The sequence below is a fragment of the Pseudomonas sp. B16(2017) genome (genome assembly GCF_002113205.1).
GTDB classification, from domain to species: Bacteria; Pseudomonadota; Gammaproteobacteria; order Pseudomonadales; family Pseudomonadaceae; genus Aquipseudomonas; species Aquipseudomonas pharyngis.
The window spans coordinates 1-14,534 of the sequence record NZ_NEKA01000004.1; the positions used below are offsets into that span (position 1 = coordinate 1).

12 protein-coding genes and 1 pseudogene are annotated in these 14,534 nt (G+C 59.2%); 1 reads left to right on the plus strand and 12 read right to left on the minus strand.

All coding sequences use genetic code 11. From position 1 onward, the window contains the following. Positions 1-138 (minus strand): annotated as a pseudogene (locus CAG25_RS28790) (type VI secretion system tip protein VgrG); the annotation flags it as partial. 264 nt (positions 139-402) lie between these two features. On the opposite strand from CAG25_RS28790, the gene CAG25_RS07640 reads away from it, so the two are divergent. Continuing rightward, positions 403-1,704 (plus strand): OprD family porin, encoded by a 1,302-nt coding sequence (locus CAG25_RS07640; protein ID WP_085610227.1) that lies wholly within the window; start codon positions 403-405, stop codon positions 1,702-1,704. Between the two features lie 155 nt (positions 1,705-1,859). Here the strand turns inward: CAG25_RS07640 and CAG25_RS07645 are convergent, their stop codons facing one another. The 11 genes from CAG25_RS07645 to CAG25_RS07695 form a co-directional block, all read right to left on the minus strand. Further along, a complete protein-coding gene (locus CAG25_RS07645) occupies positions 1,860-2,480 on the minus strand; it encodes a hypothetical protein (RefSeq protein ID WP_085610228.1) in 621 nt (206 codons plus the stop codon). 44 nt (positions 2,481-2,524) lie between these two features. Further along, positions 2,525-3,463, minus strand: coding sequence for a carbohydrate kinase (locus tag CAG25_RS07650; RefSeq protein WP_085610229.1), 939 nt, complete (start codon positions 3,461-3,463; stop codon positions 2,525-2,527). Positions 3,464-3,476: 13 nt separating this feature from the next. Beyond that, positions 3,477-4,973, minus strand: coding sequence for a xylulokinase (gene xylB / locus CAG25_RS07655; protein WP_085610230.1), 1,497 nt, complete (start codon positions 4,971-4,973; stop codon positions 3,477-3,479). Between the two features lie 69 nt (positions 4,974-5,042). Beyond that, a complete protein-coding gene (locus CAG25_RS07660) occupies positions 5,043-6,515 on the minus strand; it encodes a mannitol dehydrogenase family protein (protein ID WP_085610231.1) in 1,473 nt (490 codons plus the stop codon). A gap of 16 nt (positions 6,516-6,531) precedes the next feature. Further along, a complete protein-coding gene (locus tag CAG25_RS07665) occupies positions 6,532-7,635 on the minus strand; it encodes an ABC transporter ATP-binding protein (protein WP_085610232.1) in 1,104 nt (367 codons plus the stop codon). 23 nt (positions 7,636-7,658) lie between these two features. After that, positions 7,659-8,489 carry a carbohydrate ABC transporter permease gene (locus CAG25_RS07670; protein WP_085610233.1) on the minus strand — a complete coding sequence of 277 codons (831 nt, stop codon included), beginning with the start codon at positions 8,487-8,489 and terminating at the stop codon, positions 7,659-7,661. Between the two features lie 8 nt (positions 8,490-8,497). Further along, on the minus strand, positions 8,498-9,424 hold the full coding sequence (locus CAG25_RS07675) for a carbohydrate ABC transporter permease (protein WP_039768250.1): 927 nt from the start codon (positions 9,422-9,424) through the stop codon (positions 8,498-8,500). A gap of 169 nt (positions 9,425-9,593) precedes the next feature. Continuing rightward, positions 9,594-10,904: a sugar ABC transporter substrate-binding protein gene (locus CAG25_RS07680; protein ID WP_085610234.1), complete on the minus strand. Its 1,311-nt coding sequence runs from the start codon at positions 10,902-10,904 to the stop codon at positions 9,594-9,596. 226 nt (positions 10,905-11,130) lie between these two features. Further along, on the minus strand, positions 11,131-12,036 hold the full coding sequence (locus CAG25_RS07685) for an AraC family transcriptional regulator (protein WP_085610235.1): 906 nt from the start codon (positions 12,034-12,036) through the stop codon (positions 11,131-11,133). 75 nt (positions 12,037-12,111) lie between these two features. Beyond that, positions 12,112-12,957 carry a phosphatidylinositol-specific phospholipase C domain-containing protein gene (locus CAG25_RS07690; RefSeq protein WP_085610236.1) on the minus strand — a complete coding sequence of 282 codons (846 nt, stop codon included), beginning with the start codon at positions 12,955-12,957 and terminating at the stop codon, positions 12,112-12,114. 153 nt (positions 12,958-13,110) lie between these two features. After that, on the minus strand, positions 13,111-14,400 hold the full coding sequence (locus tag CAG25_RS07695) for a glycosyltransferase (RefSeq protein ID WP_085610237.1): 1,290 nt from the start codon (positions 14,398-14,400) through the stop codon (positions 13,111-13,113). Between the last annotated feature and the right edge of the window lie 134 nt (positions 14,401-14,534).

Sequence of the window (14,534 nt, forward strand, 5' to 3'; positions counted from 1 at the left end):
GGGACGGGCGCTGACCAGTTCGAGGTCGAAACGGAACGGCTCGTTGAGGGCTTCGCGACCGGTGAAGCTGAGGACTTGCAGGTCGGCCGAAGCGCCTTCAATGGCAAACCTGATGTGAGTGGCATTGGCGTCCAGCATGCTTTGAATTCCATCCTTGAATAAGCAAGAAACAAATGTAGCGGGATTCACGCATTTCGCACAATCGGAAAATCCTGCGCACGGATGTCAGCGGAACAACCAGTCAGTTTCAGACTAAAGTCGCCTGTAGCACGTCAAAGCCATCTGCCATCATTGCCGTTCACCCCCGCGTATTCACTTCCTCACGGTTCTTCACTGTTCCGGGACGGGAGCTGTTTTTGTTTGTTTGCGCCCAGCGCAATCGTTGTTCTGTTGGAGTTTTCAATGCGTCCCCCATTTCCCCTCATCACCCCGCGCCAGTCGCTTGGCTTCGGAGCCTTTGTGCTGTGCGCCGGTTTTACCGCGCAGGTCCAGGCCAGCGGTTTTTTCGAAGACACCACGGCGAAGATCGAGTCGCGCACAGTGTACTTCAACCGCGATTTCCGTGACGGGCACACCTCCAGTGATCAGGGCGCGTCCAAGCGCGAAGAGTCGGCGCAGGGCTTTATTCTCAATCTGCAATCGGGCTACACCGAAGGCACTGTCGGTTTCGGGATCGATGCGCTGGGCATGCTCGGGTTTCAACTCGACTCCAGCCCGGATCGCAGCAACAGCGGCCTGTTGCCGTCCAGTGGCGAGAACCCGCGCGGTTCGAAAGGTCAGTACGCAAAAATGGGCCTGACCGCCAAGGTCAAAGTCTCGGATACGGTGCTGAAATACGGCGCGTTGCTGCCGGATCTGCCGCTGCTCAAGTACAACGACGGCCGTCTGCTGCCAACCATGTTCAACGGTGCGATGCTGACCTCCAAAGAGGTGAAGGACCTGACCTTCATGGCCGCGAGGCTGGACAAGTACACCGCCCGGGATTCGAGCGATTCGCAAGACATCCGCGTGCACTGCAAGAACAAGCGCTATGCCTGCAACACCACCGCCGATCATTTCGACATGTACGGCTTCGACTACAAGATCAACGATCGCCTGACCGCGCAGTACCACTACGCCGAGCTGGAAGACATCTATCGCCAGCACTTCGTGGGTTTGTTGGCCAATCAGCCGCTGGGTGACGGCGTGCTGAAAGCCGATCTGCGTTTGCTGAAAAGCGCCGACAGCGGTGATGCGAAAGCCGGCTCCATCGACAACCGCGCCTTGAGCGGAATGCTGTCCTACGGCATCAGCGGCCACACCTTCAGCGCCGGGTGGCAGCGCATGAACGGCGACAATTCAATGCCGTATCTGGATGGCAGCAACCCGTATCTGGTGAACTACGTGCAGGTCAACGACTTCGCCGCCGCTCAGGAACGCTCCTGGCAGCTGCGTTACGACTATGACTTCAAGGCGATCGGCATCAACGGTTTGAGTTTCCTGACCCGCTACGTGAACGGCGATCACATCAAGGTCCCGGGCAGCGATCAGGAAGGCAAAGAGTGGGAACGCGACAGCGAGTTGAAATACGTGATTCAGAGCGGGACGTTCAAGGACGTCAGCCTGCGCTTGCGTAATGCGACTTACCGGACGAACTACGAGAAGTTTGCCCGGGATGTGGATGAGACCCGGTTGATCGTGAGCTACAACTTTTCGGTGTTGTAACCCATAGGTTGGCGGTGTCTGAACTGACGCCTTCGCGGGCAAGTCGAATCGTCGCACCGCCGCTCCCACAGGGATCTACGGTAACCACAAATTTAGTGAATGACGTAGAACCTGTGGGAGCGAGCCTGCTCGCGAAGGCGTCATTGCGAGCTCCGCTATAGCCAATGCCAGAACCGGCTCCAGAATCCGCGATTCAGATCATCCTTGCACGCTGCGTATTGCTGACCGTACATGTCCGAGCGGTTCTGCACCTTGCGCGCCACCGGCATCAGCCACGCCTTGCTGGCGTAGGTCTTCTGGCGAAAACCGCCCCAGCCTTCGTGGTAGTTGAGGTACTGGTTGTAGGCGTCGTATTTGTACACGCCGTTGATCGAGGTGGTCTTGTCCATGTACCAGCCGACGAAGTCGATGGCGTCGTCGAAGTCTTCGCGGTCGGCGCCGTACCGGCCGGTGCTTTTCTGGTAGTCGGACCAGACTTCATCCTTGGCCTGTGCATAGCCGGAGGCCGTCGAAACCCGGCCCCACGGGATCACCCACAACAGGTATTTGCGCGGCGTCTTGGCGTCATAGCGGTAGCCGGACTCCTGATACATGATGGCGAACGGCACCTGGATCGGCACGCCCCAGCGCTTTTGCGTGACTTGCGCCGCGTCGTACCAATCACTTTTTTCGCGGAAAATCTCGCAGAGGTTTTCCGGCGAACGCGGCGGCGATGTCCCGCAACCGGTCAACAGTGCCGCCAATACCAACAGTCCAACCGTGCGCCGCGAATTCAAAAGCCGTCATCCCGTCGTGCAAAAAAGGGCGCCAGTCTACGCGGTCAGGTCAACTGGTGGCGATAAGGCAAATCCGGACCTGTTTTGCTGCATGTAAGGGCGGCGGCCTGTACGGCAAACCTGAGCATGCCGTCGATCTGCTCGCGGTTAAGGTGCTGAACACCTTCCACCGAGTCCAGTTCATGTTCGGTCAGCCAGGTGATCAAAGCGGCCTGGAAGGTATCGCCGGCACCGACGGTGTCAGCGATCTTCACCGAAGAGGCCGGCACCGACCATGAGCCGTGAGCGCGACTGAAGACTGTTGCACCTTCACCGCCACGGGTCAGAAACACCACTTGGCAGCGATGCTGCAGCCAACCTTCGATAACCCGCGCCGGATCCTGCTCGGGGTACAGCAGGTTCAAATCCTCGTCGCTGACTTTGATCAGGTCCACCAACGGCACCAGCGTGGCGATCCGCTCGCGCCACAGGTCGATGTTCGGCTCGGGGTTGAGGCGCACGTTCGGGTCGAGGCTGATCAGGCGTTTACCGCTTTCGCGTTGCACCAGCGCAAGCAACGTATCGGCAACCGGTTGCACCACCAGCGAGAACGAACCGAAGTGCAAGCCGCGCACTTCCGGGCCCAGCGATGGCAGATGGGTCAGGCTCAGCTGACGGTCGGCGCAGCCTTCACCCCGGAAGCTGTAATGCGGCGAGCCGTTGGCACCCACCGCGACCATCGCCAGGGTGGTCGGCGCAGCGAAATCCACCAGATAGTCCGGGCGCACGCCTTCATCCCGCAGCACTTGATGCAAGCGTCTGCCGAGGTAGTCGCTGGACAACCCGCCAAACAGCGCCGAATCCACGCCCAGACGGCGCAAACCCACCGCCACGTTGAACGGCGAGCCACCGGCAATCGCCTTGAAATTGACTTTCGATGCCTGTCCGCCGGCATCGTCTTCGCTGAAGAAGTCGAACAGTGCTTCGCCACACACCAGGTACATAGTTGTTTGCTCTTTATAAGGTTGCGACATGCAGTCGATAGCGTTCATAGGCCTGCTGGAACGCCGCGACATTCGCGGCAACCGGCAGGGTTTCACTGTTCAGGTCGAGCTTCACGCAGCGCTGACACAGGTCGGCCAGGGTGTCTTCGTGGCCGTTCGACCACGATTTGCACCACGCCGCCTGAATCGCCGCGCCCAGGGCTGCGGCTTCGCTCTGCTCGGTGCAGATCACCGGGGTGTTCATGATGTCGGCGACGATCTGCCGCCACACCGCGCTTTTCGAGCCGCCGCCGATCAGGCAAATGCTGCGGCTTTGTAAACCATTCTGGCGCAACAGATCCAGTCCATAACGCAGGCCGAAGGTGGTGCCTTCCACGGCGGCGCGGCACAGATTGGCCTGGGTCAGGTTATCGATGGTCAGGCCATGCAGGCTGCCGGTGGCGTGGGGCAGGGGCGGCACGCGTTCGCCGTTGAGGAACGGCAACATGCTCACACCCTCGGCGCCGATCGGGGCCTGGGCCACCAAGGCGTTGAAGGCGTCGAGATCGAGGTTGAACAGTTCGCGGATCGCACCGGTGGCGTTGGTCAGGTTCATGGTGCAGATCAATGGCAGCCAGCCGCCGCTCGAGGAACAGAAGGTCGCGACCGACGCATCCGGGCTGACTTTCGGTGCCTCGGCGTAGGCGTATACCGTGCCGGAAGAACCGAGGCTCATGGTGATCGCCCCCGGCTGAATATTGCCGGTGCCGATGGCGCCCATCATGTTGTCGCCGCCACCGCTGGACACCACCGCGTTGGGGTTGATGCCCAGCTGTTCGGCAATGGCGGGAAGGATCGTGCCGACCGCTTGATGGGCGTCGATCAGTTCCGGCAGCGCGGATTGCAGACGACCGCTGGCGTCGATGTCGCGCAGCAGCTGCAAATCCCATTGGCGGGTGCGCACATTGAAATAGCCGGTGCCGGATGCATCGCCGTATTCGCTGCACGCACGGCCGGTGAGCCAGAAATTCAGGTAGTCGTGGGGCAGCAGGATCCGTGCGATGCGGGAAAACACATCCGGATGTTGCTCCTTGGTCCACAACAATTTGGAGACGGTGTAACCCGGCGCGATGACCACGCCGAGGCGTTCCAGCGAACCTTGTTCACCGCCCAGATGAGTCAGCAGGCGATCGTTTTCAGGCGTGGTTTCGGTGTCGCACCAGAGCTTGGCCGGGCGCAGGACCTGGCCTTGATCGTCGAGCAACACCAGGCCGTGTTGCTGGCCGGAAACGCCGATGCCCTGGATTGACTGACCGTCGACATTTGCCGCCAATAAAGCGCGGCGGGTGGCGAGGGCGAAGGCTTCCAGCCATTGCGCGTTGTCTTGCTCGCGACGGCCGTTGGCGCCGCTGATCATCGTGTGGGCGGCGGCGCCCTGGCCGAGAACCTGACCGCTGACAGCGTCGAGGATAATGGCTTTGGTGCCTTGGGTGCCGCAGTCGATGCCGAGGAACAGTTGCTGTGTTGTCATGTGCGCTCCACACAGATCGAGGGACGCGGAGCGTCCCGTGCTGCATTCCCACGCAGAGCGTGGGAACGATCAGGTCAACAGGTGTTCGAGGGTGCGAGTCACGCCTTCTTCTCGCAAGCTGTTCAGACACCACTCAAACGCTGCCACAAACTCCTTCGAACGCGGTATCGCCGTACCGAAGATTTCTTCAACCCCCAACAACCGCTCAGTGATCAAAGCATCCTCCGCCACCAACCCCTGACAGAACGCCGCCCGAGGATCCGGAATCGAGTAAGTGTCGCCATTCTCGTCCACGCCCTTCAAGTAGAGCGCCCAGGCCGCCACCACCAACGCCGCACGCTTGGTCTCCTGCCCATCGGCAATCAACCGATTGATCGTCGGAATGGTGAACTTGGGAAACTTCGATGAGCCATCGGAGCAAACCCGCTCCAACTGATCGGCAATCGCCTGATTGGAAAACCGCGCCACCAGCGTGTCCTTGTACTCGGTCAGGTCGATGCCCGGCACCGGTGCCAGTTGCGGGGTCACGTCCAGGTCCATGTAGGCGCGCATGTAGCGCACGAACAACGGGTCGTTCATGGTTTCGTGAACGAAGCGGTAGCCCTTCAAAAAGCCCAGGTAAGTCAGCGCCAGATGGCTACCGTTGAGCAGTTTGATCTTCATCTCTTCGTAGGGGGAAACATCGTCGGTGAACTGCACGCCGACCTTTTCCCACGCCGGGCGGCCGTTGACGAACTTGTCCTCCAGCACCCATTGCACGAAGGGTTCGCAGACCACCGGCCAGGCGTCGTCGACGGCGTGTTTGTCCGCCAGTTGCAGGCGATGCGCGGTGCTGGTCATCGGCGTGATGCGGTCGACCATGGCGTTGGGGAAACTGACGTTGGCGTCGATCCAGCCACGCAGGTCCGGATCGAGCAGCGCGGCGAACGCCAGCAGCGCCTTGCGGGTCACCGCGCCGTTGTGCGGCAGGTTATCGCACGACATCACCGTGAACGCCGGAGTGCCCGCCGCACGCCGCTTGGCCAACGCCGCACAGAGGAAACCGAACACGGTTTTCGGCTGTTGCGGGTTCGTCAGATCGTGCTGAATCTGCGGCAGGTGCGCCATGAATTCGCCGTTGCTGTCGTCGATGCAATAACCGCCCTCGGTGATGGTCAGCGAGACGATGCGGATCTGCGGATCGGCGAGTTTGTCGATCAGCACCTGGGCGCTGTCCTCGGCCAGCAGCATGTCGCGGATTGCGCCGATGACGCGGACTTCGGTGTCGTCGCTGTCGCCCAGTTCGAACAGGGTGAACAGGTAGTCCTGCTCCTTGAGATCGTCGCGGGCGCGGCGGTCTTCGCCGCGCAGGCCGACGCCGCAGATCGCCCAGTCCAGCGCTTCGCCGGTGTTCATCAGCGCGTCGGTGTAATACGCCTGATGCGCGCGATGGAAACCGCCGACGCCAATGTGGGCGATGCCTTGGCGGGTGTCGCTGAGGCTGTAGGCCGGCAGTTTCACTTCGGTGGCCAGGCGGTTGAGGTTTTGCTTGTTCAGTTTCATCGGGTCAGTCTCGAAATCAGGCGGCCGCGCGCAACGGGCGGGTCAGCGCCACGCCGTCGGCATCGAACAGATGGCAGTGGGAAGCGTCCAGGTGCAGGTTCAGTTGTTCGCCGTAACGGCTCGCCAGATCACCGCGCACACGCATGGTCAGGGCTTCGCCGGCGTTGGTCTTGACGTGGCAGAAGGTGTCGCTGCCCAGCCGCTCGCTGACGTCGGCGATGACTTGCAGGGTGCAGTCGCCCGCTTGTGCCAGCTCCAGATGTTCCGGGCGAATGCCCAGGGTCACGGCGCTGCCGACACTCAGGTTCGCCGCGTTGAAGGGCAGGGTGATGCGGGTGCCGGCATCCAGCGAGACTTCGCAACTCGCGCCGTCGATGCGCGCGATCTGCCCTTTGAGAAAGCCCATTTTCGGCGTGCCGAGAAAACCGGCGACGAACAGGTTGGCGGGGTTGTGATACAGCTCCAGCGGCGAGCCGACCTGCTCGATCTTGCCGCCATTGAGCACCACGACCTTGTCGGCCATGGTCATGGCTTCGACCTGATCGTGGGTCACGTAGATCATCGTGGCTTTGAGGTCCTTGTGCAGGCGCAACAGTTCCAGGCGCATCTGCACCCGCAGGGCGGCGTCGAGGTTGGACAGCGGCTCGTCGAACAGGAAGATTTTCGGGTTGCGCACGATCGCCCGGCCGATGGCCACGCGCTGACGCTGGCCGCCGGACAGTTGTTTCGGCTTGCGTTCCAGCATCGGGCCCAGTTCCAGAATGCGCGCCGCTTCGCCGACTTTCTTCTCGACTTCGGCTTTCGGTACGCCGGCCAAGTCGAGGGCGAACGACATGTTTTTCTTCACGGTCATGTGCGGGTACAGCGCGTAGGTCTGAAACACCATCGCCAGATCGCGCTTGGCCGGGCTGACTTCGGTGATGTCGCGCCCATCCAGTTCGATGGTGCCGCCACTGACTTCTTCAAGGCCGGCGATCAGGCGCAGCAGGGTGGATTTGCCGCAGCCCGACGGGCCGACGAACACCACGAATTCCTTGTCGTTCACCTCAAGGTCGATGCCCTTGATGATGGAAAAACCTTCGAAGCCTTTTTGCAGATTCTTGATTTTCAGGTTGGCCATGGTGGCGCTCCTTTTGCGAATTCTTATTTGACGGCGCCGAACGACAGGCCGCGCACCAGTTGTTTCTGGCTGATCCAACCGAAGATCAGGATCGGCGCGCAGGCCAGGGTCGAGACGGCCGACAACTTGGCCCAGAACAATCCTTCAGGGCTTGAGTAGGAGGCGATCAGCGCGGTCAGTGGCGCGGCTTTGGACGAAGTCAGGTTCAACGACCAGAACGCCTCGTTCCAGCACAGGATCAGCGACAGCAGCACGGTCGACGCGAGGCCGCCCTTGGCGATCGGCAGCAGCACGCGGAGCATTTCCTGAGCCAGGGTGGCACCGTCGAGGCGGGCGGCTTCGAGGATGTCTTTGGGGATGTCCTTGAAGTAGGTGTAAACCATCCAGACCACGATCGGCAGGTTGATCAGCGTGTAGATCACGATCAGCGCGATGCGCGTGTCGAGCAGGCCGAAACTCTTGGCCAGCAGGTAGATCGGCATCAGCACGCCCACCGGCGGCAGCATCTTGGTGGAGAGCATCCACAGCAGCGTGCCCTTGGTGCGCTGGGTTTCGTAGAACGCCATCGAGTAGGCCGCCGGCACCGCGATCAGCAGGCAAAGAGCCGTGGCGCTGAAGGAAATCACCACCGAGTTCCAGGCAAAACTGAAGTAATCGCTGCGCTCGTTGATGTGCAGGTAGTTCTCCAGCGTCGGCGTGAAGATGAACTGCGGCGGCGTGGCGAAAGCGTCGATTTCGGTCTTGAAACTGGTCAGCACCATCCAGAAGATCGGGGAGAAAATGATGATCGCGATGGCCCAGGCCAGCGTGCCGAGCAGCAGGCTTTGCAGCCGGCGGGATTGTTGAAGAGTCATGGCAGGCCTCAGGCTTTGTCAGTCAGGTTTTTGCCGATCATCCGCACCAGAATGATCGCGGCGATGTTGGCGATGACCACGGCGATCAGGCCGCCGGCCGAGGCCATGCCGACGTCGAACTGCACCAGCGCCTGGTTGTAGATCAGGTAGGCGAGGTTGGTCGACGCGTAGCCGGGGCCGCCGTTGGTGGTGGTGAAGATTTCGGCGAACACTGACAGCAGAAAGATGGTTTCAATCATCACGACTACCGCAATTGGCCGCGCCAGATGTGGCAGGGTCAGGTGCCAGAAAATCGCGATCGGGCCGGCGCCGTCGAGGCGGGCGGCTTCCTTCTGTTCCTGGTCGAGGGACTGCATGGCGGTCATCAGGATCAGGATCGCGAAGGGCAGCCATTGCCACGACACAATGATGATGATCGACAGCAGCGGGTAGTGGGCGAGCCAGTCCACCGGTTGCGCGCCGAACAACTTCCAGATGTAGGCGAGGATCCCGGACACCGGATGGAAAATCAGGTTCTTCCAAATCAGCGCACCGACGGTGGGCATGATGAAGAACGGCGAAATCAGCATCACTCGCACGATGCCGCGACCGAAGAATTCGCTGGCCTCCAGCAGCGCACTGATCAACACGCCGAACACCACGCTGATCAGCAGCACGCTGCCTACCAGCAGCAACGTGTTGGTGGCGCCAGGCATGAAGCCGGAGTCGGTCAGGAAGTAGGTGAAGTTTTCCAGCCCGACGAATTCGTTGGTGCCCGGATCGAGCAGGTTGTAGCGGATCATCGAGAAATAGACGGTCATGCCCAGCGGCACGATCATCCACAGCAGCAACAGGGCCACCGAAGGGCTGACCAGAAACCAGCCGGGATTGGCCACGCGGCTTTTGCGCCGGGGCTGCGACAGGTCGATGTGGGCTTTGGCAGTTGAAGTATTCATGGCGTTTACAACCGAGTCATACAGACCTATGGAGATCCCATGTGGGAGCGACGGTGCGACGATTCGACTTGCTCGCGAAGGCGTGGTGTCAGACAACAAATGTTTCACTGATACACCGCTTTCGCGAGCAAGCCCGCTCCCACAGAAGGCAGGAGAGGCTTTCGCAGGATTACTTCGGATAACCCGCGCGCTTCATCTCGCGTTCGGTGGTTTGCTGCGCGGCGGTCAGTGCCTGGTCGACCGTGGTCTGGCCGATCAGCGCCGCCGAGAACAGCTTGCCGACCTGGGTGCCTACACCCTGGAATTCAGGAATGGTCACCAGCTGGATGCCGATGTACGGCACAGGTTTGAGGGTCGGTTTGCTCGGATCAGCCGCTTTCAGCGATTCCAGCGTGACCTTGGCAAACGGCGCGGCGCTCATGTAAGCGTCACTGTAGGTCGAGGCGCGAGTGCCCGGCGGTACGTTGGCGATGCCGTCGGTCTTGGCGACCAGTGCGCCGTACTCTTTTGAGGTGGCCCAGGCGCTGAATTCCTTGGCGGCATCCTTGGCCTTGGAGCTGGTAGGGATCGCCAGCGCCCACGAGTACAGCCACGCCGAGCCTTTGTCGGTGACCTGATGCGGCGCGTAGGTGAAACCGACGTGATCGGCGACCTTGCTTTGGGTCTTGTCGGTGACGAACGAGCCGGCGACGCTGGCATCGACCCACATTGCGCACTTGCCGCTGTTGAACAGTGCGAGGTTTTCGTTGAAACCATTGCTGGAGGCGCCCGGTGGGCCGGACTTCTTCATGGTGTCGACGTAAAAGTTCAGCGCGTTTTTCCACTCTGGACCGCTGAATTCGGGTTTCCACTGCTCATCGAACCAGCGTGCGCCGTAGGCGTTGGCGATGGTGGTGATCAACGCGATGTTTTCACCCCAGCCGGCCTTGCCGCGCAGGCAGATGCCGTACTGTTCCTTGTCCTTGTGGGTGAGTTTTTCGGCGAAGCCAGCGATCTGTTCCCAGGTCGGACGTTCGGGCATGGTCAGGCCGGCGTCCTTGAACAGGTCGGTGCGGTAGTAGGTGATCGAGCTTTCGGCGTAGAACGGCAGGGCGTACAGCGAACCTTTGACTGACAGGCCTTCGCGCACCGATGGGAACACATCGTCGAGGGCGTAGCTGGCCGGCAGATCCTTCATCGGTTCAAGCCAACCCTTGGCGCCCCAGAGTGCAGCTTCGTACATACCGATGGTCAATACGTCGAACTGTCCGCCCTGAGTGGCGATGTCGGTGGTCAGGCGCTGACGCAGGACGTTTTCTTCCAGCACCACCCAATTGAGCTTGATGTCCGGATGCTCGGTCTCGAAGGTTTTCGAGAGCTTTTGCATGCGGATCATGTCGCTGTTATTGACGGTGGCGATGGTCAGGGTCTGGGCGCCAAGGCTGACGCTGCTGAGGGTCATGCAGGTGAGGGCCAGCAGAGCTTTTGCAGTGGGTTGCATCGTGCACTCCTTTTCTGCACCCGGCGGGGGCAGAAGGACAGTTATTGTTTTTGTGTTCTTCCGGCGGGGGAAGAATGTGCACTGATTACAGCCTTCTGACGCAGGGCTGACAAATCATCCCTAGCACTTGAGTCGATACTTTTTTGCACTCGGGATTGATGCGGCAAACGCAGGGAAGGGCGTTTCAGAAGGACGGCCTGCATTAATCCGTACAGGATTTCCGGCGTCAGCCGTGGTTTTGCTCGGTCAGGCGCTGTACCACCAGTCGCCGATAATGCGAAGGCGTCATGCCTTTGAGCTGCTGAAAACGCCGGTTGAAATTGGAAATATTGTTGAAGCCCGACTCGAAACACACTTCGGTGACCGGTTTGTCGCCGTCCGCCAGCAGTTCGCAGGATTTGCTGATGCGCAGGCGATTGACGAATTCGATGAAGTTGCGCCCGGTGGCCTGCTTGAACACGCGGCTGAAATAGGTCGGCTTCATGCCCAGGTGCTCGGCGACTTCCTCCAGCGGCAACTCACGGGCGTAGTGGGCGAAGATGTAATCCACTGCGCGGTTGGTGCGGTCAATGTTGTGCTCGTCGGCCAGTTGCGGGGTGGTTGCGCCGGACAGCAGCTGGTAGTCGTCGCAGGCCGCCAGCAATTCCATCAGGATGAAAAAGTGCCCGAGACGGGTGATGCCGTTCGAATCGGCGATACGTTGCATCAGGGTCATGGCCTGGCGGATTGTCTGCGGGGAGCGGAATTCGATGCCGTATTGCGCACGCTCGAGCAGCGGCGCCAGGGTCTTGAGTTCGGCGAACACCTGATGACCGCTTTCGAACAACTCATCGGTGAAGTTGACCAGCATGTCGCGTTTCTCGACCACTTCGTCTTCGGCCACCTGGCTGATCCAGTTGTGCGGCAGATTGGGGCCGGTGAGAAACAGGGTCTGCGGGTAGAAGTTGCCGATGTAGTCGCCGATGAACACCTTGCCCGAACTGGCGACGATCAGGTGCAGCTCGTACTCCTTGTGAAAATGCCAGCGCACCAGCGGGCAGGGGAAGCCATGCTGGCGATAGATGATGGACAACCCGTTGTGGTCATCCATCAGCTCATAAGAAGGGTCGGTGACGCGGGCGGTTCGGGTCATGGCAGAGCGCTTTTATTGTTATCGCCCGGTGATCATGCCTCTTGTCACGTCGGTTGCGCCAGTTTCCATTGCGGCTCAGAGCGAGCGTTGTTCGGCCTTAATCACGTTGGCGACTCGGCAAAACTCCATCAGGTCGGACTCTTCCATGAAGTCGACGTTAATGATGTTGCACTTCAATGCCCAATCACTTTTATCCAGGTCGAACCACTCATTCAGTTGGTCATGAATGTCGACGGGACCACCAATGGAGGTATAACTGGTGGCGGATAACGACCAGGTATTCCACGTGCCTGGAGGGTTTTTCATCACTTTTTCAATGAATTGGCGCAATTCATCAGGACTGGTGATGTCGTTTTCCGACCATTTATGACTGATTTGATCGTGAAACACTCTGTAGTCGAGTTTCCAGTGCGATCTTGCAGCCGCAAAAACTCGCTGTTTCGGGCTGACGCGTTTTAGTTCTTGAAGAGTGAGAGACTGGTTGATACGGGGTACAAGGCGGTCTCCCAGCAAGTTGATGATCGTGTTGTTGAAGTATTCGAAATCGAAGTCATTACCCTTCAGTTCGTGAAAGTCCAGGATGATGAACTCATCCGGGTTCTTTGCAAGGAAGTTGTTTATGTCATTGGCCAGGTCTTCCAGTGTTCGGGAGTTTGTATAGCCGCCGTGGTGCATGACGAACTTTCGCGCACCTTTACCATTGGCTTCATATTTCAGACGAATGTCGAGCGCACGGGCGCCGTGGTTCAGTTGCGCGTGAAAAGTATCGTGCTGACACGCCAGCCAGTGACGTGGAGGGCTAAAAAGCGGATAGGTGGCGCGCCAGTCACTGCCCGCGTTGTGAGTGCCGGGCAGTGTCAGTTCGCAGATGTTCAGCGAATCGATGTCGGGGGTCGTGCTCATCCAGTTGTAAGTTGCCATTAATGCGTCCTGCATAAGTGATCGAAAAGAGTGGCGATATGCTGATTGTTTAAAGAGCCACTTGCAGGATGTTTATAAAGTTTAAATCAGTGACGGGCTACGTGAGTGTTGATGCAATTTATTGACGATTGTTTGTAGAGTTTTCCGATGGTGCTATTTATTCCGGTTTTTAGCCTCGATCCACTGAGACATGTATTGTGTGCTCTTGTGTAAATGATGGCGCAACATGCTGCCGGTGAAGTTGTCGAGTCTTCGTTGTTGAATGTTTTTTCGGCATTCAAGCAACTTGTCGATCAGTGCCGGCCCATGAACGGCTCGCTGATAAATGTCTTCGAGCAGCGTTTGTCCACGGGATTGGGTTGCTTGCCAGAGTATTTCGTCGCGATAAAGCTGGACCGCGGCATTGGCGAAATCCTGCGCGGTGCGGCAGATTGCCCCCGGCCAGGGTTGGTGGGTATGCATGCCTTCAGCCCCTGTCGGCGTCGTGACACTTGGCGTTGCGCAAAGCATTGCATCGATCAATTTGCCCTTGATTCCCGCGCCGAAACGCAGGGGGGCCAGACAAACACGCGCATCAGACATGACCTGCAAGGCGTCTTCCGCCCAGTTCATGATATGGAACCCCTGTGAGGGATTGTGCAGGGCTGCTGCCTTGGGGGGCGTGTAAGCCCCGTAGATACGTAGCTGCGCCTTGGGCAGTTGCTCGCGGATCAGCGGCCAGATTGTCGATTTCAGCCACAACACGGCATCCCAGTTCGGCGCGTGACGGAAATTGCCGATACTGAGGAAGTCGACGCGTTCATCAAACTTTTTTGGCGATGCGCTGGGCGGTTCGACCATCAACGGGCACCAGTGCAACAGTTCGGGTGGCAACTTGAATTGCTGTACGAGCAGGTCGATTTCCACTGGCGAGATCATCAGATTCAGATCACAGCGATACAGCGCGGCAATCTCGCGCCTGGCCAGGTCGGTGTCAGCCATCAGCCTGAACTCTTCATGCAGTGCAGGCGCGAACAACGCATTAAAGTCGTTCGCGTCATCGCTGGCCTTCAACCGGTCCCTCAAACGCTGATGCCTGGCATGGCGCAAGCTCTGCAAATCCGAGGTTTCCAGAACACGCAACGCGTCGGGGCAGTGTTTTTCTACCCGCCAGCCGAATTGTTCTTCAATCATGAATTGATCGAAGAGCACGATATCCGGGCCAAGTTCGCTGATGAATGTGTCGAAACTGCTGTTGTTCAGTTCGATCGGGACCGTATGGATCCCAAGTTCGCCCAAATCGGCCGGATGTTCGCCAACGCCGGCAGGGCTGGCAAAGGTGATTTGCCAACCCTGGTGCAGGAACGTTTCGAGAATTTGCATCACATGCCCGCTTGCCGCAGAGGAACGAGGTTCCGGCCAGACGTAACCAATGACGAGGACTTTGGTTGCGGGCTGACTCATGAGAAACGGTTCCTGGAACGAAGTGACGGAAAAAAGGCGCGCGGATTAGACCATAACCCAGGCATCGAGTGATCCGTTTTTATCGGGTTTGCATCGGATGAGGCCGAGGGAGAAGGCGATCGACAGGGCGCGTG

Bases quoted from the DNA above. Each gene is read 5' to 3' on its own strand.
- CAG25_RS07640 (WP_085610227.1), top strand. From the start codon at position 403: ATGCGTCCCCCATTTCCCCTCATCACCCCGCGCCAGTCGCTTGGCTTC.
- CAG25_RS07650 (WP_085610229.1), bottom strand. From the start codon at position 3,463: ATGTACCTGGTGTGTGGCGAAGCACTGTTCGACTTCTTCAGCGAAGAC.
- xylB (WP_085610230.1), bottom strand. From the start codon at position 4,973: ATGACAACACAGCAACTGTTCCTCGGCATCGACTGCGGCACCCAAGGC.
- CAG25_RS07660 (WP_085610231.1), bottom strand. From the start codon at position 6,515: ATGAAACTGAACAAGCAAAACCTCAACCGCCTGGCCACCGAAGTGAAA.
- CAG25_RS07665 (WP_085610232.1), bottom strand. From the start codon at position 7,635: ATGGCCAACCTGAAAATCAAGAATCTGCAAAAAGGCTTCGAAGGTTTT.
- CAG25_RS07670 (WP_085610233.1), bottom strand. From the start codon at position 8,489: ATGACTCTTCAACAATCCCGCCGGCTGCAAAGCCTGCTGCTCGGCACG.
- CAG25_RS07675 (WP_039768250.1), bottom strand. From the start codon at position 9,424: ATGAATACTTCAACTGCCAAAGCCCACATCGACCTGTCGCAGCCCCGG.
- CAG25_RS07680 (WP_085610234.1), bottom strand. From the start codon at position 10,904: ATGCAACCCACTGCAAAAGCTCTGCTGGCCCTCACCTGCATGACCCTC.
- CAG25_RS07685 (WP_085610235.1), bottom strand. From the start codon at position 12,036: ATGACCCGAACCGCCCGCGTCACCGACCCTTCTTATGAGCTGATGGAT.
- CAG25_RS07690 (WP_085610236.1), bottom strand. From the start codon at position 12,957: ATGGCAACTTACAACTGGATGAGCACGACCCCCGACATCGATTCGCTG.
- CAG25_RS07695 (WP_085610237.1), bottom strand. From the start codon at position 14,400: ATGAGTCAGCCCGCAACCAAAGTCCTCGTCATTGGTTACGTCTGGCCG.